Source organism: Modestobacter sp. SYSU DS0511, assembly GCF_054050755.1.
The window spans coordinates 1-15,488 of sequence record NZ_JBJGZY010000018.1 but is presented as its reverse complement, the minus strand read 5'-3'; the positions used below and the strand labels follow the sequence as shown (position 1 = coordinate 15,488).

Sequence of the window (15,488 nt, the reverse complement as noted above, 5' to 3'; positions counted from 1 at the left end):
CGGCTGGTCCGGGTGGGCCCCGTCCCAACCCGGGCATGATGCCGCAGCGTCCGAGCCCGGGCATGATGCCGCCGCGCCCCGCCGGCGGCGGTCGCCCCGGTGCCCCTGGCGGCCGCGGTCGCCCGGGTGGTCCCGGCGGTGGCGGCGGTTTCCGTCCCGGTGGTGGCGGCGCGCCCGGTGGCGCTCCGGCCGGCGGTGGCTTCCGCCCGGGTGGCGGTGGCCGCGGTCGTGGTCGCGGTGGCTCCGGTGCGGGCACCGCGGGTGCCTTCGGGCGTCCGGGTGGTCGCGGTCCGGTCCGTGGGCGCAAGAGCAAGAAGCAGCGGCGTCAGGAGTTCGACTCCATGGCGGCGCCCAACATGGGCGGCGTCAGCCTGCCGCGCGGCAACGGGCAGACCGTCCGCCTGCCGCGGGGTGCCTCGCTGACCGACCTGGCCGAGCGGATCAACGCCCAGCCGGCCGCGCTGGTCACCGCCCTGTTCCACCTGGGCGAGATGGTCACCGCGACGCAGTCGGTGAACGACGACACGCTGCAGCTGCTCGGTGCCGAGATCGGCTGGGTCATCCAGGTGGTCAGCCCCGAGGACGAGGACCGCGAGCTCCTCGAGACCTTCGACCTGACCTTCGGTGACGAGGAGGGCGACGAGGAGGACTGGTCCTCCCGCCCGCCGGTGGTCACCGTCATGGGTCACGTCGACCACGGGAAGACGAAGCTCCTCGACGCGCTGCGGAACGCCAACGTGGCCGGCAAGGAGGCCGGTGGCATCACGCAGCACATCGGCGCCTACCAGATCGTCACCGAGCTGGAGGGCAACGAGCGCCCGGTCACCTTCATCGACACCCCGGGTCACGAGTCGTTCACCGCGATGCGTGCCCGTGGTGCGAAGGTCACCGACATCGTCGTGCTGGTCGTGGCCGCCGACGACGGCGTCATGCCGCAGACGGTCGAGGCGCTGAACCACGCCCAGGCCGCCGAGGTGCCGATCGTGGTCGCGGTCAACAAGATCGACAAGGAGGGGGCCAACCCCGCCAAGATCCGCCAGCAGCTCACCGAGTACGGGCTGGTGGCCGAGGAGTACGGCGGCGAGACGATGTTCGTCGACGTCTCCGCGATCTCGGGCCAGGGCCTCAACGACCTGCTCGCGGCGATCCTGCTGACCGCCGACGCCTCCCTGGACCTGCGCGCGAACACCGAGCAGGACCCCCAGGGCGTGGTGATCGAGGGCAAGCTGGACAAGGGCCGGGGCCCGGTGGCCACGGTGCTGGTCCAGCGCGGCACGCTGCGCCAGGGCGACTCGATCGTGGCCGGCGACGCCTACGGGCGTGTCCGGTCGCTGCTCGACGAGCACGGCAACAAGCTCAAGGAGGCGCTGCCGGCCCGCCCGGTGCAGGTCGTCGGCCTCACCTCCGTGCCGCGGGCCGGGGACACCTTCCTCGTCGTCGAGGAGGACCGCGTCGCCCGGCAGATCGCCGACCGCCGCCAGGCCCGGATCCGCAACGCGCAGAACGCGCAGATGCGGAAGCGGATCAGCCTGGAGGACCTCGACGCGGCGCTCAAGGAGACCCGTCAGCTCAACCTGATCATCAAGGGCGACAACTCGGGCACCGTCGAGGCGCTCGAAGAGGCGCTGATGAAGATCGAGGTGAGCGACGACCTGTCGCTGCGGGTCATCCACCGCGGCGTCGGCGGGATCACCAAGAGCGACATCGACCTGGCGCTGGCCGACGACGTCATCGTCCTGGGCTTCAACGTCCGGGCCGAGGGGCAGGCCACCGAGCTCGCCAACCGCGAGGGCGTGGACGTCCGGTACTACACGGTCATCTACCAGGCCATCGAGGAGATCGAGTCCGCCCTCAAGGGCATGCTCAAGCCGGAGTACGAAGAGGTGCAGCTGGGCACCGCGGAGGTCCGCGAGGTCTTCCGTGTCCCGCGCATCGGAAACGTCGCCGGCTCGCTGGTCCGCAGCGGCACGATCGTGCGCAACTCCAAGGCGCGCCTCATCCGCGACGGTGCCGTGGTCGCCGACAACCTGTCGGTCGACTCCCTGCGCCGCTTCAAGGACGACGCGACCGAGGTGCGCGAGGGCTACGAGTGCGGTATCGGCCTGGGGTCGTTCAACGACATCAAGGTCGACGACGTGATCGAGACCTTCGAGCTCCGCGAGAAGCCGCGCGCATAATCCAGGTGACCAGGCCCCTGCAGGAGAGCCCTCCGGCCCTCCTGCAGGGGCCCCGCCGCGAGCCTGCGAGTGGCGGGGGGCAGGAGGGTCCTCATCTTCACTGGCACGCTCACCGCCGACCTGCTGCTGGGTGACGTCCACTCGCTCAAGGGCAAGCGGGCCGTCGTCCGGCCGATCGTGGCCGAGCTGCGGCGTCGTTTCGCCGTGGCCGCCGCCGAGGTGGGCGACCAGGACCTCCACCGCCGGGTGCAGGTCGGGGTGGCCACCGTGGCCGGCGAGGCCGGGCAGGTGACCGACGTGCTCGACGCCTGCGAGCGGTTGCTGGCCGAACGCCCCGAGGTGACGCTGCTGTCGACCCATCGGCAGCTGCACAGCGACACCGACTGAGGAGCCCTCGAAGGAGAAACCCCCCTTCTCCCCACCACTCGCAAGCTCGCAGCGGGCCCCTGAAGGGGGCCGACGGGCGCACCACGCGCCCCGACCTGAGGAGGACCGATGGCCGACCCGGCACGCGCACGCCGGCTGGCGGTGCGCATCCGCCAGATCGTCTCCGCCACCATCGAGACGCAGATCAAGGACCCGCGCCTGGGGATGGTCACCGTCACCGACGCGCGGGTGACCAGCGACCTGCGAGAGGCGACGGTGTTCTACACCGTGTATGGCGACGCCCAGGAGATCGAGGACTCCGCCAGGGCGCTGGCCAGCGCCACCGGGGTCCTGCGGTCCACCGTGGGCAAGCAGACCGGTATCAAGTTCGTGCCGTCGCTGTCCTTCGTGGCCGACATCGTCCCGGACACCGCGCGGGAGCTCGAGGAGGCCCTCGAGCGCGTCCGGCGGGCCGACGCCGAGCTGGCGCGCGCCCGGGAGGGCGCGCAGTACGCCGGCGAGGCCGACCCGTACCGCCGTCCCGCCGTCGACGAGGACGAGCAGGGCGACGACGACAGCGAGGGCGACGACGACAGCGAGGGCGACGGCGTCGAGGGCGACGGCGTCGTCGTCGGCGACGACGCCGCCGAGCTCACCGACCCGGCCGACGCGCCGGCGACCCCCCGGAGCGCCTCGTGACCGAGACCACTGACCCGATCGACCCCGAGGGCCCCGACGAGCGACGGGTGACCCTGGGCGGGCGGGAGGAGCCGGCCACCGGTGACCCGACCGCGGGCGGCAAGCGCGGCGAGATCGGGGAGGTCCCGAGCATCGCCGCCGACGAGCCCGACGACGGCAGCTCCTACCCGGTCGGCGGTGGCGACATCTCCGCCGAGTCGCAGCAGCCCCCGCACGCCGACCCCGGGCCCGACGGCACCCCGTGACCGCCACCGTCTCCGCCCCGCTGGCGGCCGCGGTGCGGGTGCTGGCGGAGGCGGCCGACGGGGGCGCGACGGTCGTGCTCTCCGGGCACGTGCAGCCCGACGCCGACGCGTTGGGCAGCACCCTGGCCCTGGCCGAGGGGCTGCGCCGTCGGGGTGCCCGCGTGGTCGCCACCTTCCCGGCACCGTTCACCCTGCCCGACTCGCTCGCCTGGCTGCCCGGCGCCGACCGGCTGACCGACCCGGCGGCCCTGCCGGCCGCGGTCGACGTCTTCGTGAGCCTGGACGCCGCCTCACCCGGCCGGCTGGGCGAGCTCGCCCCGCTGCTCGAGTCCGCCGGTCGCTCCGTGGTCGTCGACCACCACGCCAGCAACCCCGGCTTCGGCCAGGTGCGGCTGGTCGAGCCGCACGCCGCGGCGACCGTCGCGCTGGTCGCCGAGATCCTGGACGGGCTGGACGTCCCGCTGGACCGGGAGCTGGCCACCTGCCTGTACGCCGGGCTGGCCGCCGACACCGGGTCCTTCCGGTTCGGCAACACCGCCCCCGGCACCCACGAGCTGGCCGCGCGGCTGCTGCGCGCCGGCATCGACCACGCCGCCATCAGCCGGCGGCTGTTCGACACCGCGCCCTTCGGCTGGCTGGGGCTGCTGTCCCAGGTCACCGGCCGGGCCCGGCTGGAGACCGGGGTCGGTGCGGGCCTGGTGTGGACCTGGGCCACCGCGGCCGAGGCCCGCGGGCACGGGCTGGCCGCCGACCAGCTCGAGGCGCTGGTCGACGTGGTCCGGTCCACCGCCGAGGCCGACGTCGCCGCTGTGGTCAAGGGGCACGACGACGGCAGCTGGGTGGTCTCCATGCGCTCCCGGGGCGCCACCGACGTGTCCCGGGTGGCGATCGCCCTTGGGGGCGGCGGGCACCGCGCGGCCGCCGGGTACACCTCCGCGCTCGATCTGGAGGGCACCGTCGACCAGTTGCGGTCGGAGCTCGGCCGGGCATGAGCGAGGCCGGCCCGCCCGCGGCCGAGCGGAGCATCCCGTCGCTGGCGGCGCCCGCACTGGTGGTGCTGGCCGCCGAGCCGCTGTACCTGCTCGTCGACACCGCCGTCGTCGGCAACCTGGGCACGGTCGCCCTGGGCGGGCTGGCCGTCGGAGGTGGCCTCCTGGCGGTCGTCGCCGGACTGCTGAACTTCCTCGCCTACGGCACCACCGCCCGCGCCGCCCGACGGGCGGGCGCCGGGGACCGGGCCGGGGCCGTCGGCGAGGGCGTCCAGGCCACCTGGCTGGCCGGGTGCCTCGGACTGGGGGGCGCGATGCTGCTCCAGCTGCTGGCCGGGCCGCTCACCCGGCTGATGGCCGGCGGTGCCGGGCCGGTCGCCGCCGCCGGTGAGCAGTGGCTGCGGGTGGCCAGCGCCGGCCTGCCGCTGCTCCTGGTCGCCCTGGCGGGCAACGGCTGGCTGCGCGGTGTGCAGGAGCTCCGCCGGCCGATGGGCTACGTGCTGGCCGGCAGCCTCGTCAGCCTGGTGCTGTGCCCCCTGCTGGTGCACGTGGCCGGCCTCGGCCTGGTCGGCTCCGCCGTGGCGAACGTGACCGGTCAGGCCGTCGCCGCAGCGCTGTTCGGCTGGTCGCTGGCCCGGGAGGTCGCCCGGCACGGGATCGACTGGCGCCCCCGCTCCGCGGCGCTGCGGGGTCAGCTGGTGCTCGGCCGGGACCTGCTCGTGCGGGCGGCGGTGCTGCAGCTGGCGTTCGCGGCGGCGGCAGCGGTCGTGGCCCGCGCGAGCACCGCGCAGCTGGCCGCCCACCAGATCGCCCTGCAGCTGTGGCTGTTCCTCGCCCTGGTGCTGGACGCCTACGCCATCGCCGCACAGACCCTGGTCGGGCACGCCCTCGGCGCCGCCCGGCCGGCCGATGCCCGCCGCACGGCGGCCCGGGTCCTCCGCTGGGGACTCGGCACCGGCGTGCTCGTGGCGGCGCTGCTGCTCCTGCTGCGCCCGGCGCTGCCCGGGCTGTTCACCGACGACCCCGCGGTGCTGGCCCAGACCGGGGTGGTCTGGTGGTTCCTGGCCCTGATGCAGCCGCTGGCGGGCGCGGCCTTCGCCCTCGACGGCGTGCTCATGGGAGCCGGCGACGTCGCCTGGCTCCGCACGGTGACCGTCGGGTCGGCGCTGGTGGGCTTCGTGCCGCTGTCACTGCTGTCCGGCTGGCTGGACTGGGGGCTGACCGGGGTGTGGAGCGGGCTGACCCTCTTCATCGTGCTGCGGCTGGTCGCGGTCGGCTGGCGGGTGCGGGGCAGCGCCTGGCTGGGTGAGACGGTGACGGCGTGAGCCCCAAGAGACCGGATGCCGACGTCCCGCCGTCCCTGCTGCTGGTCGACAAGCCCGGCGGCATGACCTCCCACGACGTCGTGGCCCGCGCCCGTCGGGTGCTGTCGGTGCGCAAGGTCGGCCACGCCGGCACGCTCGACCCCATGGCCACCGGCCTGCTGGTGCTCGGGGTGGGGGCCGCCACCCGGCTGCTGGGTCACCTGGCCGGCTCGGACAAGGTCTACGCGGCCACCCTCCGGCTGGGCCAGTCCACGGTGACCGACGACCGGGAGGGGGAGGTCACCGCCACCACCTCGGCCGCCGGGGTCACCGAGGACGCCGTGCGGGCCGCCCTGGCCGCCCAGGTCGGCCCGCTCCAGCAGGTGCCGTCCTCGGTCAGCGCGGTCAAGGTCGACGGACGGCGCTCCTACGACCGGGTGCGGGCCGGTGAGGAGGTCGAGCTGGCCGCCCGGTCGGTCACCGTGCACGCCATCGACGTCCACCGGGTGACCCGGCCGACCCCGGACCTGGTCGACGTCGAGGTCACCGTCTCCTGCAGCACCGGCACCTACATCCGGGCGGTCGCCCGGGACGTCGGTGCAGCCCTCGGCGTCGGCGGGCACCTCACCGCACTGCGGCGCACGTCCTCCGGGCCCTTCGACACCGGCCAGGCCCGGCCGGTCGAGGAGGCCGCCGGGGCGCTGGGCGAACGGGGGAGCGGCCCCGGCGTGCTGCCGCTGGCCGAGGCGGCCCGCGCGGTCTTCCCGGCCCGCGAGCTCACCGCGGAGGAGGCCGTCGCCCTCGGGTACGGCCAGCGGGTGCCGGCCACCGGCACACCCGGCCTGCACGCCGCGATCGCCCCGGATGGCCGGCTGGTGGCCCTGGTCGAGGACGCCGGCCCGGTGGCGCGGGTCGCCGTCGGCTTCCCGCAGGCCTGACCGCAGCGGCACCTGCGGGGCGTGAGCGGACCCGACGAGCGGGCGGCCGGGTCCGGGTCGAGCCGGGCGAGCCCGAGGTCGGTGGTGCGCGGCTGCTGGTCCGTGGCCGGAGTCTGGCGCACCCGGCGTGTCGGTTCCCGGCCGGACGGGCAGGATGCGGGGCATGAGCGTCGTGAAGATCAACGTGGTGACCATGCCGGAGGACAAGCGCGAGCGGTTCGAGGAGCGGTTCCGGGGCCGGGCCGGCGCCGTGGAGACCACCGAGGGCTTCGAGTGGTTCGAGCTGCTGCGCCCCGTCGAGGGCACCGATGCCTACCTCGTCTACACCCGGTGGACCAGCGAGGAGGCCTACCAGGCCTGGCAGTCCAGCCAGGACTTCGACCGCGCCCACGCCGGCGGTGGTGACACGCTGGCCCCCGCCGCGGAGCGGTCGAAGAACCACCTGTGGAGCTACGAGGTCGTCCAGTCCTCCGGTCCGCACGGCGAGAAGAGCTGAGCTCCCCCCGTCCGTGGGGTGGGCCGCCCCGGTGCCACTGGCCGCACGGGAGGTGCGGACTAGGGTGACGGGGCGGCCCGGCACCCGCCGGGCACCGCGCCAGCACGAGCACCAGCAGGTGGGAGCCATGACCGACACGCTCGCCGACAGCCGTACCTCCGCTCGGGTCTTCACCGACGGCGTGCCGGTGGTCGCGGAGGACGTGCCGCGGCGGCCCACCGTCGAACGCGCGGCCGTGCTGGCCGACCCGGGCTTCGGGCGGCACTTCACCGACTCGATGTTCGTGGCCCGGTACCAGGCCGGTGAGGGTTGGGTCGACGCCCGGCTCACCGCTTATGCGCCGCTGCAGCTCGACCCGAGCGCCGCCGCGCTGCACTACGCCCAGTCGATCTTCGAGGGGCTCAAGGCCTACGCCCAGCCCGACGGCAGCGTGGCCACCTTCCGCCCGGAGGCCAACGCCGCCCGCTTCGCCCGCAGTGCCCGCCGGCTGGCCATGCCGCCGGTGCCCGAGGAGGCCTTCCTCACCGCTGTCGACGCGCTGGTCGACGCCGACCGCGACTGGGTGCCCACCGGCCCCGACCAGACGCTCTACCTGCGCCCCTACCAGCTCGCGGTCGAGCCCTTCCTCGGCGTGCGGCCGGCGCACGAGTACCTCTTCGTCGTCATCGCCAGCCCGGCCGGTGCCTACTTCCCGCGCGGCGTGCACCCGGTGTCGGTCTACCTCTCCGAGGACTACATCCGCGCGGCTCCCGGGGGCACCGGCGACGTCAAGTGCGCCGGCAACTACGCCGCCAGCCTGCTCGCCCAGGAGCAGGCCATCGCCGCCGGCTGCGACCAGGTCGTGTGGCTGGACGCCGTGGAGAAGAAGTACGTCGAGGAGATGGGCGGGATGAACCTGTTCTTCGTCCTCGGCGCCGGCGACGACGCCGAGCTGGTCACCCCCGAGCTCACCGGCACGCTGCTCCCCGGCATCACCCGTGACTCACTGGTCACCGTCGCCCGCGAACTGGGGCACACCGTGACCGAGCGGAAGTTCAGCGTCGAGGAGTGGCGGGCCGGGGTGGCCGACGGCACGATCACCGAGACCTTCGCCTGCGGCACCGCAGCGGTGATCACCCCGGTCGGCTCGGTCAAGGCGCGCACCGGTGACTTCGTCGTCGGCAACGGCGAGCCCGGCCCGCTCACCATGCGGCTGCGTGAGCACCTGCTCGACGTCCAGCACGGCCGGGTGGCCGACACCCACGGCTGGCTGCACCGCGTCCCCGCCGCCTCCTGAGCCGGCCGGTACGGGGGAGCGACGTGCTGCGCTGGCGCGGGCTGGACGCCACGCCCGGTGACCTGGGGCGCACGGTGGTGACCATCGGCATGTACGACGGGGTCCACCGGGGGCACCAGCAGCTGATCGGTGCCGCGGTGGCCCGCGCCCGCGCGATGGGCCGCCCGGCGCTGCTGCTCACCTTCGACCCGCACCCGTCGGAGGTGGTCCGCCCCGGGTCGCACCCGGCGATCCTCACCTCGGCCGATCGCAAGGCCGAGCTGGTGGCCGCCCTCGGCGTGGACGCGATGTGCGTGCTGCCCTTCACCCAGGAGTTCAGCCGGCTCGACCCCGGCGAGTTCACCCACACCGTGCTGGTCGAGCACCTGCACGCCGCGCGGGTCGTCGTCGGCCGCAACTTCACCTACGGGCACAAGGCCGCCGGCACGGTGGAGACCCTGACCGCGGAGGGCCGCCGGTTCGGGTTCAGCGTCGAGGGGGTCGACCTGGCCAGCGTCGCGCAGGCACCCGACCCGGTCGGCGGTGGCGACGTCACGATCTCCTCCACGTACATCCGCGCCTGCGTGGCCGCCGGCGACATGACGTCGGCGGCGCTGGCGCTGGGCCGGCCGCACCGGGTCGACGGGATCGTCGTGCGCGGGGACCGGCGGGGCCGCGAGCTGGGGTACCCGACGGCCAACGTGGAGAGCCCGGCGCACACCGCCGTCCCGGCCGACGGTGTCTACGCCGGGCACCTGGTGCTGCGCGACCACCAGACCGGCGCCAGCGGGGCCCGGCACCCCGCGGCGATCTCGGTGGGCTCCAACCCCACGTTCGCGGGCGCCCGCCGTACGGTCGAGGCGCACCTGCTCGACTTCGACGGCGACCTCTACGGCGAGCACGTCGGGGTCGAGTTCGCCGAGCGGCTGCGCCCGATGACCGCCTTCCCGGGCGTTCCGGAACTGCTCGTGGCGATGGCCGAGGACGTCGCCCGGACCCGTGCGGTGCTGGGCCTGACCTGACCGGCCGTGGGCGTCGGTCGTGACCGGTGTGTAACCTTGGCGCGGACGTCGGGTGACCGACGTGTGTGCATGCTGCCCCCGTGACACAGACCGGGGGCCACACGTGACCTGCCCTGGAGGCACCATGGCGCTGGAGAGCGCAACGAAGAAGCAGATCATGACCGAGTACGCGACGGTCGAGAACGACACCGGTTCCCCCGAGGTGCAGGTCGCGATGCTGACCCGACGGATCAGCGACCTGACCGAGCACCTCAAGATGCACAAGCACGACCACCACAGCCGGCGGGGCCTGCTCCTGCTGGTCGGCCGCCGCCGGCGGCTGCTGAACTACCTGGCGAAGACCGACATCAACCGGTACCGCTCGCTCATCGAGCGGCTCGGCCTGCGCCGCTAGCACCACCGAGGGGACCGCTCCCGCACACCGGGACGGTCCCCTCACTCGTGCGGCACCCGCCGCACGGGCCCACCGGCGGTCTGCCGTCCCCCACCAGCGGGCCGGTCCTCGGTAGTGGCCCCCGGGCACGTTCGGCCCGCACCCGGTGCGGGCACACGACACCCGGGAGCTTCGATCGAAGACCGGTCGCCCCGGAGGAGAGCCGGCGCAGCCCGCCGCGAAGAGGACGTCGCCGTATGCGACGTAGGAAGAGGACACGATGTCCGCACCCAGCACAGAGACCACCGACTTCGACGCCGAGGACGGCGTCTACACCGCGACCGCGGTGATCGACAACGGGGCCCTCGGCTCCCGCACCGTCACCTTCGAGACCGGCCGCCTCGCGAAGCAGGCCGCCGGCTCCGTCGTCGCCACCATGGGCGACACCACGCTGCTGTCGGCCACCACGGCCGGCCGCCAGCCCAAGGAGCAGTTCGACTTCTTCCCGCTCACGGTGGACGTCGAGGAGCGGATGTACTCGCTCGGGAAGATCCCCGGTTCGTTCTTCCGCCGTGAGGGCCGCCCGTCCGAGGACGCGATCCTCACCTGCCGGCTGATCGACCGCCCGCTGCGCCCGACCTTCGCCAAGGGCCTGCGCAACGAGGTCCAGGTCGTCATCACGGTTCTGTCCCTGGATCCCGACCACCTGTACGACGTGCTCGCCATCAACGGCGCGTCGGCCTCCACCCAGCTCTCCGGCCTGCCGTTCTCCGGCCCGATCGGCGGCACCCGGGTGGCGCTGATCAACGGCCAGTGGGTGGGCTTCCCGACCCACGCCGAGCTCGAGGACGCCGTCTTCGACATGGTCGTGGCCGGCCGGGTCCTGCCCGACGGTGACGTCGCGATCATGATGGTCGAGGCCGAGGCCACCGAGAAGACCGTCGAGCTGGTCGCCGGCGGGGCCACCGCCCCGACCGAGGAGGTCGTGGCGCAGGGCCTCGAGGCCGCCAAGCCGTTCATCAAGGCGCTGTGCCAGGCGCAGTCCGAGCTGGCCGGCAAGGCCGCCAAGCCCGAGGCGCACTTCCCCCGCTTCCTGGACTACTCCGACGACGTCTACGCCGCCGTCGAGGCCCAGGCCGCCGAGAAGCTCGCCGTCGCCCAGGCGATCGCCGGCAAGCAGGAGCGCGAGGAGGCCACCGACGCGCTCAAGGACGAGGTCAAGGCCGCGCTGGCCGGCCAGTTCGAGGGCCGCGAGAAGGAGATCTCCGGGGCCTTCCGCGCGGTCACCAAGAAGGTCGTCCGGCAGCGCATCCTGCGCGACAAGGTCCGCATCGACGGCCGTGGTCTCACCGACATCCGGCCGCTGTCGGCCGAGGTCGAGGTGCTGCCCCGGGTGCACGGCTCGGCGCTGTTCGAGCGCGGTGAGACCCAGATCCTGGGCGTCACCACGCTGAACATGCTCCGCATGGAGCAGCAGCTGGACACGCTGAACCCGGTCACCCGCAAGCGGTACATGCACAACTACAACTTCCCGCCCTACTCCACCGGTGAGACCGGTCGCGTGGGCTCGCCCAAGCGCCGCGAGATCGGCCACGGCGCGCTGGCCGAGCGCGCGCTGCTGCCCGTGCTGCCGGACCGCGAGGAGTTCCCCTACGCGATCCGCCAGGTCTCCGAGGCCCTCGGGTCCAACGGCTCCACCTCGATGGGCTCGGTCTGCGCCTCGACGCTGGCGCTGCTCAACGCCGGCGTGCCGCTGAAGGCCCCGGTGGCCGGCATCGCCATGGGCCTGGTCTCCGACGAGGTCGACGGCAAGACGGAGTACGTCGCGCTGACCGACATCCTCGGCGCCGAGGACGCCTTCGGTGACATGGACTTCAAGGTCGCCGGCACCAAGGACTTCGTCACGGCCCTCCAGCTGGACACGAAGCTCGACGGCATCCCCTCCGACGTCCTCGCCGGTGCGCTGACCCAGGCCCGCGCGGCCCGGCTGCACATCCTCGACGTCATGCTCGAGGCGATCGACGGCCCCGACGAGATGAGCCCGTACGCCCCGCGGGTGACCACGGTGCGCATCCCGGTCGACAAGATCGGCGCGGTCATCGGCCCGAAGGGCCAGATGATCAACGCGATCCAGGACGAGACCGGCGCCGACATCACCATCGAGGACGACGGCACGATCTACGTCGGCGCCTCCGACGGCCCCTCGGCCCAGGCCGCGGTCGACCGGATCAACGCGATCGCGAACCCGACGCTGCCCAAGGTCGGCGAGCGGTTCCTCGGCACCGTGGTGAAGACGACCGCCTTCGGTGCCTTCGTCTCGCTGCTGCCGGGCCGGGACGGTCTGGTGCACATCAGCAAGCTGGGTGGCGCCAAGCGGATCGCCAAGGTCGAGGACGTCGCGAACGTCGGGGACAAGCTCCAGGTGGAGATCACCGACATCGACGCCCGCGGCAAGATCAGCCTGGTGCCGGTCGCCGAGGGTGACGCGGCCGCCGCCGGCGACGCGGCTCCGGCCGACGACGCCACGCCCGCGGAGGCGTGACCACCTCGGACGGCCTGACCGGGGCCGGGACGGGCGCTGCGGCGTCCGTCCCGGCCCCGGCCGGTCTCACCGCCGGCACGACGCAGGTGCTGGACGTCGACGAGGTCGGCGGCCGGGTGGAGCGGACGGAGCTGCCCGGGGGGCTCCGGGTGGTCACCGAGTCCATGCCGGGTGTCCTCTCGGCGACCCTCGGCATCTGGGTCGGCGTCGGGTCCCGGGACGAGAGCCCGGCGCTGGGCGGCTCCTCGCACTTCCTCGAGCACCTGCTGTTCAAGGGCACCCGCAGCCGCACGGCGCTGGAGATCGCCACGGCGATGGACGCCGTGGGCGGTGAGATGAACGCCTTCACCGCCAAGGAGCACACCTGCTACTACGCGAACGTGCTCGCCAGCGACCTGCCGCTGGCGGTCACCCTCCTCGGTGACCTGGTCACGGAGGCGCTCAACACCGGCCCGGACCTGGAGTCCGAGCGCACGGTGGTGCTCGAGGAGATCGCCATGCGCGACGACGAGCCCGCCGACGCCGTGCACGACCTGTTCTCCGAGACCCTGTTCGGCGACTCGCCGCTGGGCCGGTCGGTGCTCGGCACCGTCGAGTCGATCGAGGCGCTGACCCGCGACGACGTCGACGGCTGGTACCGCTCGCGCTACCGGGTCCCCTCGATCGTGGTCTCGGCCGCGGGGCGTGTCGACCACCAGCAGGTGGTGAACCTGGTGACCGCGGCATTCGGCGACCGGCTGACCGGGACCGGGGGACCGGACCCGCTGCGGTCGGGCGACGACGTGCGGCCGGACGGGCCGGCCAGGCCGGCCGGACTGATCCACCGGCGGACCGAGCAGACCCACCTGCTGCTGGGGAGCGTCGGCCTCCCACGGCTCGACGACCGCCGGTACGCCGCGGCGGTGCTCGACGCCGCCGTCGGTGGGGGGATGAGCTCCCGGCTGTTCCAGGAGGTCCGGGAGAAGCGCGGGTTGGTGTACAGCGTCGGTTCGTCGCTCACCCACTACGCGGGCACGGGCACCTTCTCGGTGTACGCCGGCTGCTCGCCCAAGCGGGTTCCGGAGGTGCTCCGACTGGTGCGTGCGGAGCTCGCCGAGGTGGCCGCCCACGGGTTGCGCGGCGACGAGGTGGCCCGTGGCCGCGGCCAGCTGAAGGGCGGGCTCGTGCTGGGGCTGGAGGACACCGGCTCGCGGATGAGCCGGCTGGGCAAGAGCGAGCTCTCCTACGGGGAGTACCTGCCGGTCCGCACCGTGCTGGAGCGGCTGGAGTCGGTCGACGAGGACCAGGTGCGGTCGGTCGCCGCCGACCTGCTGACCCGCCCCACCTGCCTGGCCGTCGTCGGGCCGTACCGCGAGCGCGACCTCGACGCGCTCCTGGGCTGAGCGGTGTCCTCACCGCTGCGGGTGCACGGCGCCCTGTCCCGGGGCGTCTTCGCCGTTGCCGTCCTGGTCTCCCTGGCGGTGCTGTTCGCACCGCCATCCGGCGTGCCGGACAGCCCGCCCGGCGTGGACAAGCTGGTCCACCTGCTGCTCTTCGCCGCGTTGGCGGGCAGTGGACGCTGGGCGGGCATCGGTGGTGGTGTCCTGGCCGGCGCGCTCGTGCTCTACGCCGGGGTGAGCGAGCTGCTCCAGGGAACCGACCTGGTGGGCCGGAACGCCTCCGTGGGCGACCTGCTCGCCGACGTGGTCGGGGTGGCTCTCGGCCTGGCGGCCTGGACGGCGTCCACCCGCCGGCGCCGCACGACCGTGAGCTGATCTGCCGCCGCTGGGTGGGCCGCCTTGCGCCGGGCGGCCGGGTTGGTGAGCATCGCGGGGTGAGCACACCCCCCACCGCGACCGTGTCCGCCGCCGAAACCCCCGCCGGGGAGGCCCCGCTCATCCCGGTCGGCGTGCTGGGGGCGCGGGGGCGGATGGGCACCGAGGTGTGTCGCGCCGTCGACGCGGCCGAGGACATGGAGCTCGTCGCCATGGTCGACGAGCGGGACTGGCTGTTCAACGTCGCTGACGCCGGCGCACAGGTGGTCGTGGACTTCACCCGCCCTGACTCGGTCATGGAGAACATCCGCTTCTGCATCGACCAGAACATCCACTGCGTGGTGGGGACGACGGGCTTCGACGAGGAGCGCCTGGCGACGATCGCCCAGTGGCTGCAGCCCAAGCCCGACCTCGGGGTGCTCATCGCGCCGAACTTCGGCATCGGTGCCGTGCTGCTCATGCGCTTCGCCCAGGAGGCCGCCCGCTTCTTCCCCTCGGTGGAGATCGTGGAACTGCACCACCCGGCCAAGGTCGACGCCCCGTCCGGCACCGCCGCACGCACCGCCCGCCTGGTCGCTGCGGCCCGGCGGGCGGCCGGTGTCCCGGACGCGCCCGACGCGACCCGTGAGTCGGACTCCCTGCCGGGCGCCCGGGGCGCGGACGTCGAGGGGGTCCCCGTGCACGCGGTCCGGCTGACCGGACTGGTCGCGCACCAGGAGGTCCTGATGGGCGCGGCGGGGGAGACGCTGAGCCTGCGGCACGACTCCTACGACCGGGCGTCCTTCATGCCCGGGGTCCTCCTTGCCGTGCGCGAGGTCCGCAACCGCCCCGGCCTGACGGTCGGGATCGAGTCCCTCCTGGGTCTCTGAGCAGCCCTCGTGGTGCCCGGGGGGCTCCTGGGGCGCTCGAACGGGCTCGCGGCACGTGACCTGGCTCGCATTCCAGCGCCAACGGCACGGCGCTGACCTGCGCGTTCGTCGTGCAACCCGTCCCATGGGAGGCGGAACGTGCACCAGATGGCCATCTGCGGTTTGACGAGCCCCCTCCGGCCACGTAACTTTCTTTCTGCGCCGAGCGAGACCGGGCCGAAAGGGCCGGGAGCCGCGAGGTCAGACCCCCGGGTGTGACAGCGAGCCGTGCACGGCGTAACGTGGAACAAGCCGCCGCGAACGAGGGCCGGAGAGATTCGGTCGGGTTTCGTGCGCGTCCGCTCCTTGAGAACTCAACAGCGTGCCGAAAGTCAGTGCCATATAGTTAAACCCCCATTCGGCCTGGTCGTTCTGCGATCGGGTTGGGGATTCCTTTGGTTGATTGACATCGAGAGTGCT

General features: G+C 73.6%; 16 protein-coding genes. 15 read left to right on the top strand and 1 reads right to left on the bottom strand.

What is annotated here, in order from left to right:
• Nucleotides 1–341 precede the first annotated feature (341 nt).
• The 15 genes from infB to dapB all read left to right on the top strand — a co-directional run bounded on the left by infB (nt 342) and on the right by dapB (nt 15,029).
• Nucleotides 342–2,177: a translation initiation factor IF-2 gene (infB, locus tag ACI783_RS10910; RefSeq protein WP_457084739.1), complete on the top strand. Its 1,836-nt coding sequence runs from the start codon at nt 342–344 to the stop codon at nt 2,175–2,177.
• Between the two features lie 69 nt (nt 2,178–2,246).
• Nucleotides 2,247–2,564 carry a DUF503 domain-containing protein gene (locus tag ACI783_RS10905; protein ID WP_457140461.1) on the top strand — a complete coding sequence of 106 codons (318 nt, stop codon included), beginning with the start codon at nt 2,247–2,249 and terminating at the stop codon, nt 2,562–2,564.
• 108 nt (nt 2,565–2,672) lie between these two features.
• Complete coding sequence (gene rbfA, locus ACI783_RS10900; protein WP_457140460.1) at nt 2,673–3,242, top strand: 30S ribosome-binding factor RbfA; 570 nt, start codon at nt 2,673–2,675, stop codon at nt 3,240–3,242.
• On the top strand, nt 3,239–3,487 hold the full coding sequence (locus ACI783_RS10895) for a hypothetical protein (protein WP_457140459.1): 249 nt from the start codon (nt 3,239–3,241) through the stop codon (nt 3,485–3,487). Before rbfA ends, ACI783_RS10895 begins: the two co-directional genes overlap by 4 nt.
• Nucleotides 3,484–4,479, top strand: coding sequence for a DHH family phosphoesterase (locus ACI783_RS10890; protein WP_457140458.1), 996 nt, complete (start codon nt 3,484–3,486; stop codon nt 4,477–4,479). The genes ACI783_RS10895 and ACI783_RS10890 overlap by 4 nt, the downstream gene beginning before the upstream one ends.
• Nucleotides 4,476–5,801: an MATE family efflux transporter gene (locus tag ACI783_RS10885; protein WP_457140457.1), complete on the top strand. Its 1,326-nt coding sequence runs from the start codon at nt 4,476–4,478 to the stop codon at nt 5,799–5,801. The genes ACI783_RS10890 and ACI783_RS10885 overlap by 4 nt, the downstream gene beginning before the upstream one ends.
• On the top strand, nt 5,798–6,718 hold the full coding sequence (truB, locus tag ACI783_RS10880) for a tRNA pseudouridine(55) synthase TruB (protein ID WP_457140456.1): 921 nt from the start codon (nt 5,798–5,800) through the stop codon (nt 6,716–6,718). Before ACI783_RS10885 ends, truB begins: the two co-directional genes overlap by 4 nt.
• A 163-nt stretch (nt 6,719–6,881) precedes the next feature.
• Nucleotides 6,882–7,214, top strand: a complete 333-nt coding sequence (locus ACI783_RS10875; protein WP_457084695.1) for an antibiotic biosynthesis monooxygenase family protein — start codon at nt 6,882–6,884, stop codon at nt 7,212–7,214.
• Between the two features lie 127 nt (nt 7,215–7,341).
• Complete coding sequence (locus ACI783_RS10870; RefSeq protein WP_457140455.1) at nt 7,342–8,490, top strand: branched-chain amino acid aminotransferase; 1,149 nt, start codon at nt 7,342–7,344, stop codon at nt 8,488–8,490.
• Between the two features lie 23 nt (nt 8,491–8,513).
• Nucleotides 8,514–9,491 (top strand): bifunctional riboflavin kinase/FAD synthetase, encoded by a 978-nt coding sequence (locus ACI783_RS10865; protein WP_457140454.1) that lies wholly within the window; start codon nt 8,514–8,516, stop codon nt 9,489–9,491.
• Nucleotides 9,492–9,615: 124 nt separating this feature from the next.
• On the top strand, nt 9,616–9,885 hold the full coding sequence (gene rpsO, locus ACI783_RS10860; protein ID WP_029339129.1) for a 30S ribosomal protein S15: 270 nt from the start codon (nt 9,616–9,618) through the stop codon (nt 9,883–9,885).
• A gap of 259 nt (nt 9,886–10,144) precedes the next feature.
• A complete protein-coding gene (locus tag ACI783_RS10855; RefSeq protein WP_457140453.1) occupies nt 10,145–12,406 on the top strand; it encodes a polyribonucleotide nucleotidyltransferase in 2,262 nt (753 codons plus the stop codon).
• On the top strand, nt 12,403–13,788 hold the full coding sequence (locus ACI783_RS10850; RefSeq protein WP_457140452.1) for a M16 family metallopeptidase: 1,386 nt from the start codon (nt 12,403–12,405) through the stop codon (nt 13,786–13,788). Before ACI783_RS10855 ends, ACI783_RS10850 begins: the two co-directional genes overlap by 4 nt.
• 3 nt (nt 13,789–13,791) lie before the next feature.
• Nucleotides 13,792–14,160 carry a VanZ family protein gene (locus ACI783_RS10845; RefSeq protein WP_457140451.1) on the top strand — a complete coding sequence of 123 codons (369 nt, stop codon included), beginning with the start codon at nt 13,792–13,794 and terminating at the stop codon, nt 14,158–14,160.
• 59 nt (nt 14,161–14,219) lie between these two features.
• A complete protein-coding gene (dapB, locus tag ACI783_RS10840; protein WP_457140450.1) occupies nt 14,220–15,029 on the top strand; it encodes a 4-hydroxy-tetrahydrodipicolinate reductase in 810 nt (269 codons plus the stop codon).
• 240 nt (nt 15,030–15,269) lie between these two features.
• Here the strand turns inward: dapB and ACI783_RS10835 are convergent.
• Nucleotides 15,270–15,488 (bottom strand): hypothetical protein (locus ACI783_RS10835; protein ID WP_457140449.1); only part of this gene is annotated, 219 nt, incomplete at its 5' end.